Origin of the sequence: Nonomuraea sp. NPDC003709 (genome assembly GCF_040610775.1) — a bacterium.
GTDB classification, from domain to species: domain Bacteria; phylum Actinomycetota; class Actinomycetes; order Streptosporangiales; family Streptosporangiaceae; genus Nonomuraea; species Nonomuraea angiospora_A.
The window spans coordinates 194,796-208,247 of the sequence record NZ_JBEXMW010000012.1 but is presented as its reverse complement, the minus strand read 5'-3'; the positions used below and the strand labels follow the sequence as shown (position 1 = coordinate 208,247).

At 73.2% G+C, this 13,452-nt stretch carries 7 protein-coding genes; 4 read left to right on the top strand and 3 right to left on the bottom strand.

Going from position 1 to position 13,452, the window contains the following annotated elements:
- The first annotated feature begins 24 nt into the window (after positions 1-24).
- Positions 25-1,470, top strand: coding sequence for an OmpA family protein (locus ABZX61_RS33410; RefSeq protein WP_355200109.1), 1,446 nt, complete (start codon positions 25-27; stop codon positions 1,468-1,470).
- Between the two features lie 94 nt (positions 1,471-1,564).
- Here ABZX61_RS33410 and ABZX61_RS33405 read toward each other — a convergent pair whose 3' ends face one another.
- Complete coding sequence (locus ABZX61_RS33405) at positions 1,565-4,738, bottom strand: BTAD domain-containing putative transcriptional regulator (RefSeq protein ID WP_355200108.1); 3,174 nt, start codon at positions 4,736-4,738, stop codon at positions 1,565-1,567.
- Between the two features lie 75 nt (positions 4,739-4,813).
- Between ABZX61_RS33405 and ABZX61_RS33400 the strand changes: the two genes are divergently transcribed.
- Positions 4,814-6,178: an FAD-binding oxidoreductase gene (locus ABZX61_RS33400; RefSeq protein WP_355200107.1), complete on the top strand. Its 1,365-nt coding sequence runs from the start codon at positions 4,814-4,816 to the stop codon at positions 6,176-6,178.
- A gap of 43 nt (positions 6,179-6,221) precedes the next feature.
- Here ABZX61_RS33400 and ABZX61_RS33395 read toward each other — a convergent pair whose 3' ends face one another.
- A complete protein-coding gene (locus ABZX61_RS33395; protein ID WP_355200106.1) occupies positions 6,222-6,782 on the bottom strand; it encodes a GNAT family protein in 561 nt (186 codons plus the stop codon).
- Positions 6,783-6,941: 159 nt separating this feature from the next.
- Here ABZX61_RS33395 and ABZX61_RS33390 point away from each other — a divergent pair, with 159 nt between their 5' ends.
- Positions 6,942-7,439, top strand: a complete 498-nt coding sequence (locus ABZX61_RS33390; protein WP_355200105.1) for a hypothetical protein — start codon at positions 6,942-6,944, stop codon at positions 7,437-7,439.
- 152 nt (positions 7,440-7,591) lie between these two features.
- Positions 7,592-12,319: a GH92 family glycosyl hydrolase gene (locus tag ABZX61_RS33385; RefSeq protein WP_355200104.1), complete on the top strand. Its 4,728-nt coding sequence runs from the start codon at positions 7,592-7,594 to the stop codon at positions 12,317-12,319.
- On the opposite strand, the gene ABZX61_RS33380 is transcribed toward ABZX61_RS33385, so the two are convergent.
- Positions 12,316-13,419: a hypothetical protein gene (locus ABZX61_RS33380; protein ID WP_355200103.1), complete on the bottom strand. Its 1,104-nt coding sequence runs from the start codon at positions 13,417-13,419 to the stop codon at positions 12,316-12,318. The genes ABZX61_RS33385 and ABZX61_RS33380 overlap by 4 nt on opposite strands.
- Positions 13,420-13,452 lie beyond the last annotated feature (33 nt).

The following is a 13,452-nucleotide window of genomic DNA, read 5'->3' as shown; positions in this document are numbered from 1 at the left end:
CGCCGCGCTCCCAGGCTGGTCCGCATGCCAATGACTGACATGACCAGGAGCGCGGCCTGCGGGGCGGCGCTCGTGCTCGCCCTTTCCGCCTGCGGTGCGCTGGGGCGGCCGGCTCAGCCCTCGGCCTCGGTGAAGGCTCCCGACGCCCCGGCGCAGGACCAGCCCGAGGACCCGCCGGAGGAGACGCCCTCTCCGGAGGACTCTCCCGCGCGGCCGGAGTCGCCCTCGGAAGGCGTGGTCGCCGGTCCCACCTCGTCCGCCCTGCCGGTCGAGGGCCGGAACCTGCGCCTGGTCAGGTCCGGCGAGAACGAGCTGGCGCTGCAGTTCGAGCTCTTCAACGGCACGGACGACGAGATCTCGCTCGGCACGCTCGGCCTCGACAGCCGCGAGCAGCTGATCACGCTGGTGGACCTGCCCCGCGGCACCGCCTACGGCCTGATCGGCAGCTCGGGCCCGGACGGGCGGATCAGCGCGGACGTCGACATCGAACCGGGCCGGTCGGCCCCGGTGACGGCGGTCTTCGCGGCGCCGCCCAAGGAGGCCACCGAGATGCTCGTCGTGCTCAACGGCCTGCTCCCGGTGACCGTGCCGATCACGGACGCCGAACCGGCCGACGACCCCGCCCTGCGCGGCCCGCACAACGAGCTCCAGGTCGGTCCGCTGGTGTGCAAGACGACTGGCGGCACGCGTGAGGCGTTCCGGTTGCCCAGCGACGTGCTGTTCGAGTTCGGCAGCTCCAAGCTGTCACCGTCGGCCAAGTCCGCCATCGAGGCGCTGCGCGGCCGGGTCTCCGCCTCGTCCGGATCGGTGACCGTGGACGGGCACACCGACGCGATCGGGGGCACCTCCGACAACCAGACGCTGTCGCAGGAACGCGCCGCGGCCGTCAGCCAGGTGCTGCGTCCTTCTCTCGGCGACAGCTTCGCGTACCGGACGAAGGGGCACGGCGAGGGCGAGCCCGTGGCGCCCAACACCAAGCCCGACGGCAGCGACGACCCGGACGGGCGGGCACAGAACCGGCGGGTCGAGGTGCAGATCGACAGCGACACCACCGTGCGGGCCCCGGAGACGGGCAGCGATCTGACCGACGCGGGACTCCAGGTGCGGGTGGAGAGCGTACGGCGGCTGTCGGGCTACCTCCTGGCGAGCGTCAAGGTCACCAACCCCGGGTCGGAGGCCGCGTCCCTGGAGTACGAGAACCACTTCACGCCCAAGGAGCTCACCTCGGGCCAGCTGTCGATCGCGGCTCAGAACGGCCGGCAGGAGCTGTGCGGCTTCGCCGAGCCCACGTACTTCGACTTCGTCGGCACGATGAGCGCCTCCTTCGCGCCGGGCAAGCTCGACACGGTGCCCGCGGGCGCCGAGGTGACGCTGTGGGGGCTCTTCCCGGCGCCGAGCACGAACGTTACGTCGGTGAAGGTCCAGGTCGGCGGCTACGACCAGGCACTCCCGGCCGACGTGGCGAGCTGACTCCGCACGCTTTCTGGCCGAGGTCGCGAGCTGACCCCGCACGCGTCCCGAACCGAGGTCGCGGCGAGCTGAGTCCGGGTGTTGCGCGGGCCGGTCATGGGGTGGCGAGCGCGGCTCTGACCTCCTCCAGGCGGGCGGCGTAGCGGGGCCAGCCGAAGCCCGAGGCGGTGTAGGCGGCGGCCGTCGCCTCCGCCAGCTCCCCGGCCCGCCGCCGGTCCCGGCCCGCGAGCGCCAGCGCCGCCGACACGGCCCGGGCCGCGAGCCAGGGCGTGCTGTGTTCGGCCGACTCGGCGTAGACCTCGTCCAGCAGCGCCGCCGCCTCGCCGAGCTCCTCGCGCCGGATGAGCACGTCGGCCAGGTCGATGTGCGCCATGCTCGCCCCGGAGCCGTCGGTGACCGCGTAGCCGACGGCCGTACGCATATGGGCTTCCGCCCGGCCCAGCTCCCCCTCGGCCATGGCGACGGCGCCCCTGACCAGCTCGTTGAGCGGGAGGATCTGGCGGTCGTCCAGCCGCGCGGCGTAGTGGTCGGACTCGGTGGCGCACGCCAGCGCCTCCTTGAGGTGGCCCATGCCCAGCAGCGCCTGCGCCTGGTTGCTGAGACCGCGCGCCAGCCCGTGCTCGTCGCCGGTCTCCAGGTCGAAGGCGTTGGCGGTGACGTAGCGCTGGAGCGCATGCTCGGCATCGCCCGAGTAGAGGTGGAGCGTGCCGAGCGCGTCGGCGAAGGCGGACACCCGCTGCGTGTGGGAGACGCTCTCGGCCAGCTCCAGGCCCTGGAGCAGCGGCGGGAGCGCCTCGCGCAGGCGGCCGCGTTCGATCTCCACGATGCCGCGGTAGTAGAGGACGTTCATGGTCACCATGTCGTCCGACGCGATCTCGGCCAGCTCGGCGGCCCTGGTCAGCAGCTCGGCCGCGGCGCCGAACTTGCCGACCATGGTGGAGACGAAGGCGTGGTCGCTCAGCGCGGTCGCCTGCTCGGTCGGCGTACTGCCCGGCGCGTCGGCCAGGGCCGAGAAATGGCGCTCGGCCTCGCCGTACCAGCCGCGGATCAGCCACGGCGTGTGCAGTTCGAGCGCCAGCCGCAGGCCGTCGGCCGCCCGCTCGGTGCCGGGGGCGCGCTCCAGCGCGTCGAGCAGGTTGGGCCACTCCGCGAACACGGCCGACACCTCCTCCGCCGCGAGGAAGTCGGTCGGCGCGCCGAGCCGGCGGACGAACGCCACGCACCAGCCCAGATGGGCGGCCAGCGCGCCCTCCGTCTCCCCTGCGGCGAGCAGCTTCGCCCGCGCGTAGTCGCGTACGGTCTCCAGCAGCCCGAACCGCCGCCCGCCCCCGGACGTCTCCACGGTGACCAGGCTCCGGTCCGCCAGCTCGGCCAGCGCGGGCGCGACGTCCCCGACGGTCACACCCTCTCCCACGGCGTCACCCGGGCCGGGACCGCCCGTGCCGAGGTCACCCGTGCCGGGGCCGCTCGTACCGGGACCGCCTGGGCCGGCGTCGCCCGGCACGGCCGGCACGAGGTGTTCGGCGGCCTCCAGGTCGAAGCCGCCGCTGAACACCGACACCCGCCGCAGCACCAGCCGCTCCCGATCGGCCAGCAGGTCGTGGCTCCAGTCGAGGGCGGCGCGCAGGCTCGTGTGCCGGCCGCCCGCGGTGCGTCCGCCGCCCACCAGCAGGCGCAGCCGGTCCTCGACCCGTGCGGCCAGCTGCGCCACGGTGAGCGTACGGGTCAGACCGGCGGCCAGCTCGATCCCCAGCGGCAGCCGGTCCACGGCGGCGCAGATCGCCGCGACGGCGGCGAGTTCGGCGCCGACCTGGTCGGGGGCGCATCGCTGGGTGAACAGCGTCGCCGCCGCGTGCGCGGGCAGCGGTCCGACCCGGTTGAGCTCCTCCCCCGCCGCCAGCAGCGGGAGCTGCGAGGTGACCAGCACGGCCAGCCCGTCGGTACGGCCCAGCAGCCCCATGACCAGCTCGGCCACCTGGTCCACGAGGTGCTCGGCGTTGTCGAGCACCAGCAGCCCGCCGTCCAGGCGCGCGGCCAGCTCCGGCAGGGGATCGTCGGACTCCGACTCCAGCCCCACGGCCGCCGTCACCGCCGCGCGCACCGCCCCTTCCCGGTGTAACGGCGCCAGCTCCACCAGGGTCACCGCCCTGGGCTCCGCGGCCGGGGCCTGGGCCACGGCCTTGGCCGCCTCGATGGCGAGCCGCGACTTGCCGCTGCCCGGCCCGCCTGTGAGCGTGACGAGCCCCGGCCGCGCGAGCCGTCTCACCAGCGCCGCCAGCTCGCCGTCCCGGCCGACGAAGCTCGTCGCGGGGCCCGGCAGGCGTACCCGGGAGCGAGCCTGATCCGGAGCGGGCGACTCGACAGGGGGCGGCCCCGGCGACCCGGCCGAGAGCAGGGACGGCTCCGCGACGGAGAGCGGGGACGGCTCCTGCCCGGGTGCGATCACGCCTTGCGCCGGGGCGGTGTTCGTGAGCTGCAGGGACGGATCCTGGCGGAGGATCCGCAGCTCCAGCGCCGCCGTCTCCGGGACCGGGTCGACGCCGAGCGCGTCGGCCAGCCTGCGGCGGAGCCTGGCCAGCCGGTCGAGCGCGTCGGCCTGCCTGCCGGTGCGATAGAGGGCCAGCGCGAGCAGGCAGGACACCCGCTCGTGCAGCGGATGCTCGTCCGCCAGCCGCTCCAGCTCCGCGCTCACCTCGGCCGCCGCGCCGAGGGCGAGGTCGGCGGTGAGCCGCTGCACCATCAGGTCCAGCCGCCACGCCTCCAGCCGCTCCCCCTCCAGCTCGGCATAGGGGATCGCCCGCAGATCCGCCAGCGCGCTGCCGCGCCAGAGCCCGAGCGCCTGCGCCGCCGAGCCCCGGGCGCCCGCGTGGTCGCCGGACCTGGCCGCCGCGTGCGCACGTTCGGCGGCGGACCGGGCCTTGACCAGGTCGGCGGCGTGGGCGTCGAGCGCGTAGCCGCCGGGCGTCCTGACCAGGGATGAGGCCTGCCGCGACCGGCCCGCGCCCTGCCCGGGGCCGGCGGGGAGGGCGGGGAGGGCGGCGCGCAGGCGGGAGACGAGGACCCGCAGGCGTTCGGTGGGACGGGCCAGCTCCGCCTCCCCCCACAGGTCGGCGGCCAGCCGCGCGTCGGGAACCGGAGACCCGCCCGCGAGCGCGAGCCGGGTCAGCAGCGCGCGCTCAAGGAGGCGATCCACCACGATCGTCGCGTCTCCGGCACGGACGGTGACCGGTCCGAGCACGAGGACGTCCAGGCCGGGGAGGGAGGGCATGGGGGAATTATCTCAGCGAATTCCGTGAGACGTCCGTGAAACGGGGGTGCAAGGTCATCCGCTCAGGCTGGCCTCATGACACACGACATCACGGACCTGCGAGCCACCGTACAAGGAGAGGTCCTCACCCCGCGGGACGCCGGCTACGAGGACGCCCGGGCCCTGCACAACAGCATGATCAGCCGCAGGCCGGCCGCGATCGTGCGGGTCAGCGGCACCGCCGACGTCGTCAGGACGCTGTCCTACGCACGCGAGCACGCCCTGGAGGTCAGCGTGCGCGGCGGCGGGCACGGGGTGGCCGGGCACGCGCTCGGCGGCGACCTCGTGATCGACCTGTCGGCGCTGCGCGGCGTCACCGTGGACGCGGCCGCCCGGACGGCCGTCGTTCAGGCGGGCGCGATCTGGGGCGAGGTCGACCAGGCCACGCAGGCGCACGGCCTGGCCGTGCCCGGCGGCCGGATCAGCCACACCGGCGTCGCCGGGCTCACCCTCGGGGGCGGCGAGGGCTGGCTGTCTGCGAAGTACGGGCTGAGCTGCGACAACCTGATCGCCGTCGAGCTCGTCACGGCCGACGGCCGGGTGGTCGTCGCCGACGACGAGAGCGAGCCCGAGCTGATGTGGGCGCTGCGCGGCGGGGGCGGCAACTTCGGCGTGGTCACGTCGTTCACCTTCCGCCTGCACCCGCTGGGCCCGCTGGTGCTCGGCGGCATGCTCGGTTACCGGGTGTCCGACGCGCCCGCCGTACTGGAGGCCCTGGACCGGCTGCACTCGGCCGGGCACGACGACTTCGCCCCCGCGGCGGTCTTCCTGACGGCGCCACCGGCGCCGTTCGTGCCCGGGCACGTGGTGGGGCGGCCGATCCTGGCGATCGCGCCCGTCTGGCTCGGCGACCCGGAGGCGGGGGCCGAGGTGATCCGGCCGCTGTTCGAGGCGGCGACGCCGCTGTTCGACGCGGTCCAGCCGATGCCGTACCTGGCGTTGCAGTCGATGCTGGACGACGGCTCGCAGCCGGGGCGGCGCAACAGGTGGTCGGCGGAGTTCGTGCCCGGCCTGGAGCCGAGCCTGATCTCCGACCTGCAGGACGCCGCGATCGCCGCGCCGAGCCCGCTGTCGCAGCTGATCGTCTCGCCGCTGCCGGAGGCGGTCAGGACGGCGCCGGACTCCGCCTTCCCCAGCCGCCACGGCGGGCGCTGGCTGGTGCACCCCGTCGGCGTGTGGGTGGATCCCGGCGACGACCCCGCCAACCTCGCCTGGGTGGAGGAGGTGACCTCGGCGATCAGGAAGCACGGGGTCACCGGCTCCTACCTGAACCTGGAGCAGGCCGACGACGACCGGGTGCGCTGGGCGATGGGTGTGCGCAGGTATCGCCGGCTGCAGCAGGTGAAGGCGGCCTGGGACCCCGGGGACGTGTTCCGCCACTGCGCCCACGTCAGTCCGTGAGGAGCCCGGCACCCGCCCGGACGGCGGGCGGGTGCCGGTCGCGCTAGGACGGTTGCCTGGCCGCGCGCCACTCCGGCGCGAGCACCGACCAGACCTCCATGTCGTGCCGCTTGCCCCGGTACGGGTAGCTCTCCCGCAGCACGCCGTCCTTGGTCATCCCCAGCCGCCGGGCCACGGCGATGCTGGCCGCGTTCTCCGACGCGACCACCCACTCGATGCGGTGGATGCCCCGTTCCTCGACGGCCCAATCGATGATCACCCGTGCGGCCCTGGACACCAGGCCCTTGCCCGCCGCCGACGGCTCCAGCCAGCAGCCCACCTCCGCGACGCCCGTCAGGACGTCCATCGTGCGGAAGAGCACCCCGCCGACCAGCGTGCCGTCCAACCAGATGCCGTAGATCCGCCCGGTGTCGGTGGCGGCCTTCTCCGCGTATCTCTGGAGCAGGGACCGGCTCGACTCCAGGTCCGTGGCCCTGTCCGCGAACGCGATGAACTGCCCGACGAACTCCCGCGCCCGGTCCATGTGGGCCAGGAACTCCTCTGCCGACCACGGCTCCAGCGGCCGCAGCTCCGCGCCGTCCTCGCCCAGGGATATTGCGAACATCGTTTCCCCCAACGATCGAAAACCAGGCCATATCGCCAGCAGATCCTCTCACGCGGCGCGGCGGGGGCAGGTTGGCGATCTTCCCGAACAGCCCAAAACTGTGCATCGTCCCGCACGCCGACCGGCCGGGCCCGGCGGGTGCCCGACGACACTGCTGCCATGGACACGCATGACGCCGAGGGCGGCCAGGAGCGGACCGAGTTCGCGGGGGCCGTGTACGGCTCGCTGCTGGCGGCCTCGGTCGTGGCCGGCAGCGCGGTGGACGGCACGCCGGTGTCCGCGGGCGACCTCGTGGTCGTGTTGATCTGCACGGGCGTGGTGTTCTGGCTCGCCCACGTCTACGCCTGGGTGGTGTCCAGCAGAACCCAGCCCCTGACCTGGGAGCGGCTGCGCACGGCCGGCCGGCACGACTGGCCGGTGGCGCAGGCCTCGTTCCCCCCTGCCATCGGCGCCGCCTTCGCCTCGTCGCTGGGCCTGTCCGACAAGGCGTCGACCTGGGTGGCGCTGGTCGTCGCCGTGGCGAGCCAGACGGCCTGGGCTGTCGCGGCGGCCGTCACGGCCCGGGCCTCCGCGCGGGTGGTGGCCCTCTCCGGGGCCGCCAACCTCGCGATGGGGCTGGCCATCATCGCGCTCAAGACCCTGGTCGGCTCCCACTGAGGTCTTGACACGGCGCCGCCGATTTGAAAACTTCCTTAACAGATCGGGGTTGACAACGTTGTCATCACTCCTCCTGGGAGACCGCTGTGAGCACCCTCTGGCCTTCCCCGTCCCGTCGTAAACGATCTCTTATGATGGCGGTCTTATGCGCCGTGACCACCCTCGCCCTCGCCGCACCCGCCGCCGCGCTGACCGGCCCGGCCGGACCTGAGCCCGTGCCCAATCCCGGCCCTTCGGGCACTCCGACCCCCAACCCCTCCTACAGCCCGCCCCCCGGCCCGCAGGCCGCCGAGCCGGCTCCGCCCGCGGCGGAGACGCAGCGGGCGGCGCGGGACGGGCAGGCCCTGGCCCGGGCCGAGGGCGCGGCCTTCGCCTCCTCCTTCGAGCCCGGCGACCCGCAGCCGACGTGGGCCGACACGACAGAGACCGACGCCCGCGGCGTCAAGAAGGCCGCGAACGTCATCGGCACCCTGCCCGGACGCATCGAGGGCAGCATCTCGGACCGGATCGCCCGGTTCAGCGTCAGCGGCGAGAACGCCTCCGGCGGCGAGGGGAAGGAGAACCTGGCCGACGATGACGCGAACACCAAGTGGCTGGTGTTCGCCGGCACCGGCTGGGCGCAGTACGGCCTGTCCGCCCCGGTCGCGGTCGTGCACTACGCGCTGACCTCCGCCAACGACGCGCCCGAACGCGACCCGCGCGACTGGCAGCTGCAGGGCTCCCAGGACGGGCAGAGCTGGACCACCTTGGACACCCGGACCGGCGAGACGTTCACGGCGCGCTTCCAGCGCAAGGAGTACCGCTTCGCCAACCCGACCGCCTACGCCCACTACCGGCTGAACGTCGCCCGGATCGGCGGCGGCTCGACCCTGCAGCTGGCCGAGTGGGAGCTGTCGGACGGCCGGACCGGCCCCACGCCGCCCAGCGACATGCGCAGCCAGATCGGCGCGGGGCCGAACGGCGGGTTCGTGTCCAAGCCGCGCGCCGGCTTCTCCGGCCTGCGGGCGTTCCAGTACGCGGGCAGCACCACCGCCGAGACCGGCGGCCACTCCACCAACAAGGTGTTCGAGGTGGACATCCCGGTCACGGCCACGACGGAGCTGTCCTACGTGGTCTTCCCCGAGTTCACCGCGGCCGACCTGCGCTACCCCAGCACGTACGTCTCGGTGGACCTGGCCTTCCGCGACGGCACGTACCTCAGCGACCTCAAGGCCGTCGACCAGCACGGCGTCCGGCTGGCGCCGCGCGCGCAGGGCGAGTCCAAGACCCTGTACGCCGACCAGTGGAACTACAAGCGCGCCCAGATCGGCGAGGTCGCCAAGGGCAAGCGGATCAGCCGCATCCTGGTGGCCTACGACAGCCCGGCAGGGCCCGCCGGGTTCCGCGGGTGGGTGGACGACATCAAGATCGTCTCGGAGCGGAAGCGGCAGCCGTACGAGGGCCGCCCGGCACACGACGATCGCAGCCCTACCCAGTACGTGATGACCACCCGGGGGACGCACTCCACCGGCGGCTTCTCGCGGGGGAACAACTTCCCGGCCACCGCGGTGCCGCACGGGTTCAACTTCTGGACGCCGATGACCAACGCCGGCTCGACGAGCTGGCTGTACGAGTACCACCGGGCCGGCAACGCCGCCAACCTGCCCGAGATCCAGGCGTTCAGCGCCAGTCACGAGCCCAGCCCGTGGATGGGTGACCGGCAGACGTTCCAGTTCATGCCCTCGGCGGCCGAGGGGGTGCCCAACCCGTCCCGTACCGCCCGCGCGCTGGCCTTCCGCCACGAGCGGGAGGTCGCGCAGCCGCACCTGTACGCGGTCACGTTCGACAACGGGCTCAAGACCGAGATCGCCCCGGCCGACCACGCGGCGCTGGCCCGCTTCACCTTCCCCGGCACCGAGGCCAAGCTGATCTTCGACAACGTGAACAACAGCGGCGGCCTGACCCTGGATCCGGCCGGCGGTGTGGTGACCGGCTACTCCGACGTGCGCAGCGACCTGTCCACCGGGGCCACGCGGATGTTCTACTACGCCGTCTTCGACCGCCCGGTCACCGGCGGCGGCAAGCTGACCGGCCAGGGCCGCGACAACGTGCTCGGTTACCTGTCCTTCGACGCGGGCACGACGAGGACGGTCACCATGCGCATCGCGTCCTCGCTGATCAGCATCGACCAGGCCAGGCACAACCTGGAGCTGGAGATCGCCGCCTCGGACACCCTGGAGACGGTCAGCGAGCGCGCCCGCCGGGCGTGGGACGCCAAGCTGGGCGTCATCGAGGTCGAAGGAGCCGGCCGGGACCAGCTGGTCACGCTGTACTCCAACCTGTACCGGTTGTTCCTCTATCCCAACTCCGGCTTCGAGAACACCGGCACCGCGGCCGCGCCCGTCCACAAGCACGCCGTGCAGTCGGCGACCGGCACCCCGCCCAGCACGCCCACCCAGACCGGGGCGCCGGTGGCGGACGGGAAGGTGTACGTCAACAACGGCTTCTGGGACACCTACCGCACCACCTGGCCCGCGTACGCGCTGCTCACGCCGAAGGCGGCCGGGGAGATGATCGACGGGTTCGTGCGGCAGTACCTGGACGGCGGCTGGATCTCCCGGTGGTCCTCGCCCGGGTACGCCGATCTGATGGTCGGCACCAGCTCCGACGTCGCCTTCGCCGACGCGTACCTGAAGGGGGTGACCGGTTTCGACGCCGTGGCCGCCTACCAGGCCGCGGTCAAGAACGCCACCGTCGCCCCGCCCACCCGGCAGGTGGGCCGCAAGGGCCTGAACACCTCCGTCTTCCTCGGGTACACGAGCGTCCAGTCGACCGGCGAGGCGATGTCGTGGGCGATGGACGGCTACATCAACGACTTCGGGATCGCGAACATGGCCAAGGCGCTGGCCGAGCGGTCCACGGGAGCGGAGCGTGCCCGCTACCTGGAGGAGTACGAATATTTCCAGAACAGGGCGCGTAACTACGTCCACCTGTTCGACCCGGCGGTGCGCTTCTTCCAGGGACGGAACGCCGACGGCTCCTTCCGGCTCAAGCCGAGCGCCTACGATCCGCGTACGTGGGGCTTCGACTACACCGAGACCGACGGCTGGAACATGGCCTTCCACGTCCCGCAGGACGGCCGCGGCCTGGCCAACCTGTACGGCGGCGCGGACAAGCTGGCCGCCAAGCTGGACGCGTTCTTCGCCACCCAGGAGACGGCGGCGTTCCCCGGCTCGTACCGGGGGATCATCCACGAGATGCGCGAGGCCCGGGACATCCGGATGGGCCAGTACGGGCACAGCAACCAACCCTCGCACCACATCGCCTACATGTACGACTACGCGGGACAACCGTGGAAGACCCAGGCCAAGGTGCGCGAGGCGCTCTCGCGGCTCTACCTGGGCAGCGAGATCGGCCAGGGCTACCCCGGTGACGAGGACAACGGGGAGATGTCGGCCTGGCAGGTCTTCGGGGCGCTGGGGTTCTACCCGCTGCAGATGGGCAGCCCCTACTACGCGATCGGCTCGCCGCTGTTCAAGAAGGCGACGGTGCACCTGGAGGGCGGCAGGAAGCTGGTGATCAAGGCGCCGGGCAACAGCCCGCGCAACGTCTACGTGCAGGGGCTGACGGTCAACGGCAGGCCGTACGACAAGACGTACCTTCCGCACGAGCTGATCGCCAAGGGCGGCGAGCTGGTGTTCGAGATGGGGCCGAAGCCGTCGCGCTGGGGCACGGGCAGGAACGCCGCCCCGCCCTCGATCACCGACGACGACCGGATCCCCGCCCCGCTGCACGACCTCACGGGGCCGGGACGCGGCACGGCGTCGGCGGCCGGCGGCGCGGACGTGAGCGCGCTGTTCGACGACGACTCGGCCACCCGGGCGACGCTGCCCGAATGGGTGCGATACACCTTCGACGGCGACCGGGAGGCGCGTTACTACACGCTCACCTCCGGCGCCGGACAGCCTTCCGAGGATCCGTCCGGATGGGTCCTGGAGGGCTCCGCCGACGGCACGTCGTGGAAGGTGCTCGACGAGCGGGCCGGCGAGAGCTTCCCGTGGCGGCTGCAGACCCGTCCGTTCAAGATCGCGCATCCTGGCGCGTACGCCCACTACCGGATCAGGTTCACCGGCGGCACGTCGCTCGCGGAGATCGAGCTGCTCGCCCCCGCGCCGCCCGCCACGTCACCGCTGGTCATCGAGGCCGCCGGGGTCTTCGCCGCTCCTGGGGAGACCGTGACAGTCCCGGTGACCGTGTCCGACCACGCCGACCGGCCCGCCGCCGGACGTCTGACCGCGACCGGCCCCGAGGGCTGGACCCTCCAGCCCTCGGGAGGGGTCGCCTTCGGTCCCGTCGCGCCGGGCGCGTCCCAGACCGTGACGTTCCAGGTGACGGTGCCGGCGACGGCGGGTCCCGGCAGCCATCCGATCCGGCTCGCCGCGACCTCCGACCAGGGGCCGGCCTCCGAGCAGGTGACGGTCACGGTGGTCGGCGACACCGTGGAGTTCACGCCCGGCACGGCGGCCGAGGAGCCGTGGCTGCTGGAGGCCGACGGGTCCCAGCTCGACGGCGAGGTGTTCGACGGGCGCGCCCGTTTCACCGATGGCGACGGCCACGCCACCTACCGGTTCGAGCTGCCGGCCCAGGTGAGCGGGGGTTCGGTGACGCTGGACATCGGCAACCAGTTCCTGGTGCAGGTCTCGGCCGACAACCGGAGCTGGCGGACCGTGCTGCAGGAGAGCGCCGACGTGCGCGATCTGTCCAACCGCTCGGCGCGCACGCTCGACCTCGACGAACTGCGGGGCGAGGCCCGTACGTTCTACCTGCGCATCGGGGACAGCCGGCCGGAGAACGGCTGGGGGTCCTGGCTGGCCAGGGTGCGGCTGGACCTGCGGCGCTAGGAGTTGCGGAAGATCACGTCTCCCTGAGGAGGTTTCCAGGCGAAGCCCGCGGCCAGCGCCGAGCCCGTACGCGGCACGGCGACGAGGTCCGTCCATTCGAATCCGGTCGCCGGCGGAGTGACGCTCTGCCGGGTCAGCACGCCGCCGGCGTACCGGAGCGCGTCGATGGACAGGGTGGTGTAGGCGTAGGGGTCCTGGCCGTCCGGGGTCGCGGTGATCGACTGCCGGGTCGTCGCCGCGTAGACGCCGCCCGAGCCGTCGCCGGACAGGGTGGTGACGTGGTCGTCGGGCAGCCGGAGCTGCTCCCACGTCCCGCCGCGCCGGTGCAGCAGGACGGCCCCCGGCTGCGTCCAGTCGCCCTGCTGGAACCCGGCGGCGATCCAGACGTCCCCGTTCGCGGCGGCGAGCACCGCGTCGTAGCGGACCCGTACCGGTCCGTACGCGGGCACGGCCGCCGCGGGCACCGCGACGGCGGGCAGCGCCACCGGGTGCCACGCCGTGCCGTCCCAGCGCATGACGGCGGAGGGACCCCAGCCCCAGATCTCTCCGGGCGTGCGGACGCTGATCTCCCTCAGGGACGCCGGCGCGGGCAGGCTCGTCCAGCGGCCGCCGTGATAGCGCTTGAAGAACACTCCCCGTGTACGGTCGTCGCGGCCCACGACCCAGGCGTGCTCGCCGTCCGGGACGTCCAGATCGGTGATCGTGGTCCGGCCCGACCCCATGAGCCGCCAGCGCCTGCCGTCCCAGCGCGACAGCACCGAACGGGCGCCGGTGTTCCCCGCGATCCACACGTCGGCCGGGGAGGACGCCTCGATCAGGGAGATATCGCGCAGGGACCCGCCCGGGCCGGCGAACTCCGTCCACTCCCTGCCGTTCCAGTGCCTGATCAGGGGCGCGGTGACGGGCGAGCCGGTCCGCGGATCGAGCTGCTCGGTCTCGCGCCGGCCCGCGGCCCAGGCGTCCGCCGGCCCGGTCGCGGCGAGATCCGCGATGTACGTACGGGCTCCGCCGCGGAAGCTGACCTGCCAGCCGACGGCAGCCTCGACCGGCGTGACCATGGTGAGCGCCGCCAGCACGACGGCCACCGGAATGCGGTACACAGAGGCATGATGGCGCCTGCCCGGGATCCGGCC

What these genes read in the sequence shown, in the direction of transcription:
- ABZX61_RS33410 (WP_355200109.1), top strand. Translation starts at nt 25, where the DNA reads ATGCCAATGACTGACATGACCAGGAGCGCGGCCTGCGGGGCGGCGCTC.
- ABZX61_RS33405 (WP_355200108.1), bottom strand. Translation starts at nt 4,738, where the DNA reads ATGCCCTCCCTCCCCGGCCTGGACGTCCTCGTGCTCGGACCGGTCACC.
- ABZX61_RS33400 (WP_355200107.1), top strand. Translation starts at nt 4,814, where the DNA reads ATGACACACGACATCACGGACCTGCGAGCCACCGTACAAGGAGAGGTC.
- ABZX61_RS33395 (WP_355200106.1), bottom strand. Translation starts at nt 6,782, where the DNA reads ATGTTCGCAATATCCCTGGGCGAGGACGGCGCGGAGCTGCGGCCGCTG.
- ABZX61_RS33390 (WP_355200105.1), top strand. Translation starts at nt 6,942, where the DNA reads ATGGACACGCATGACGCCGAGGGCGGCCAGGAGCGGACCGAGTTCGCG.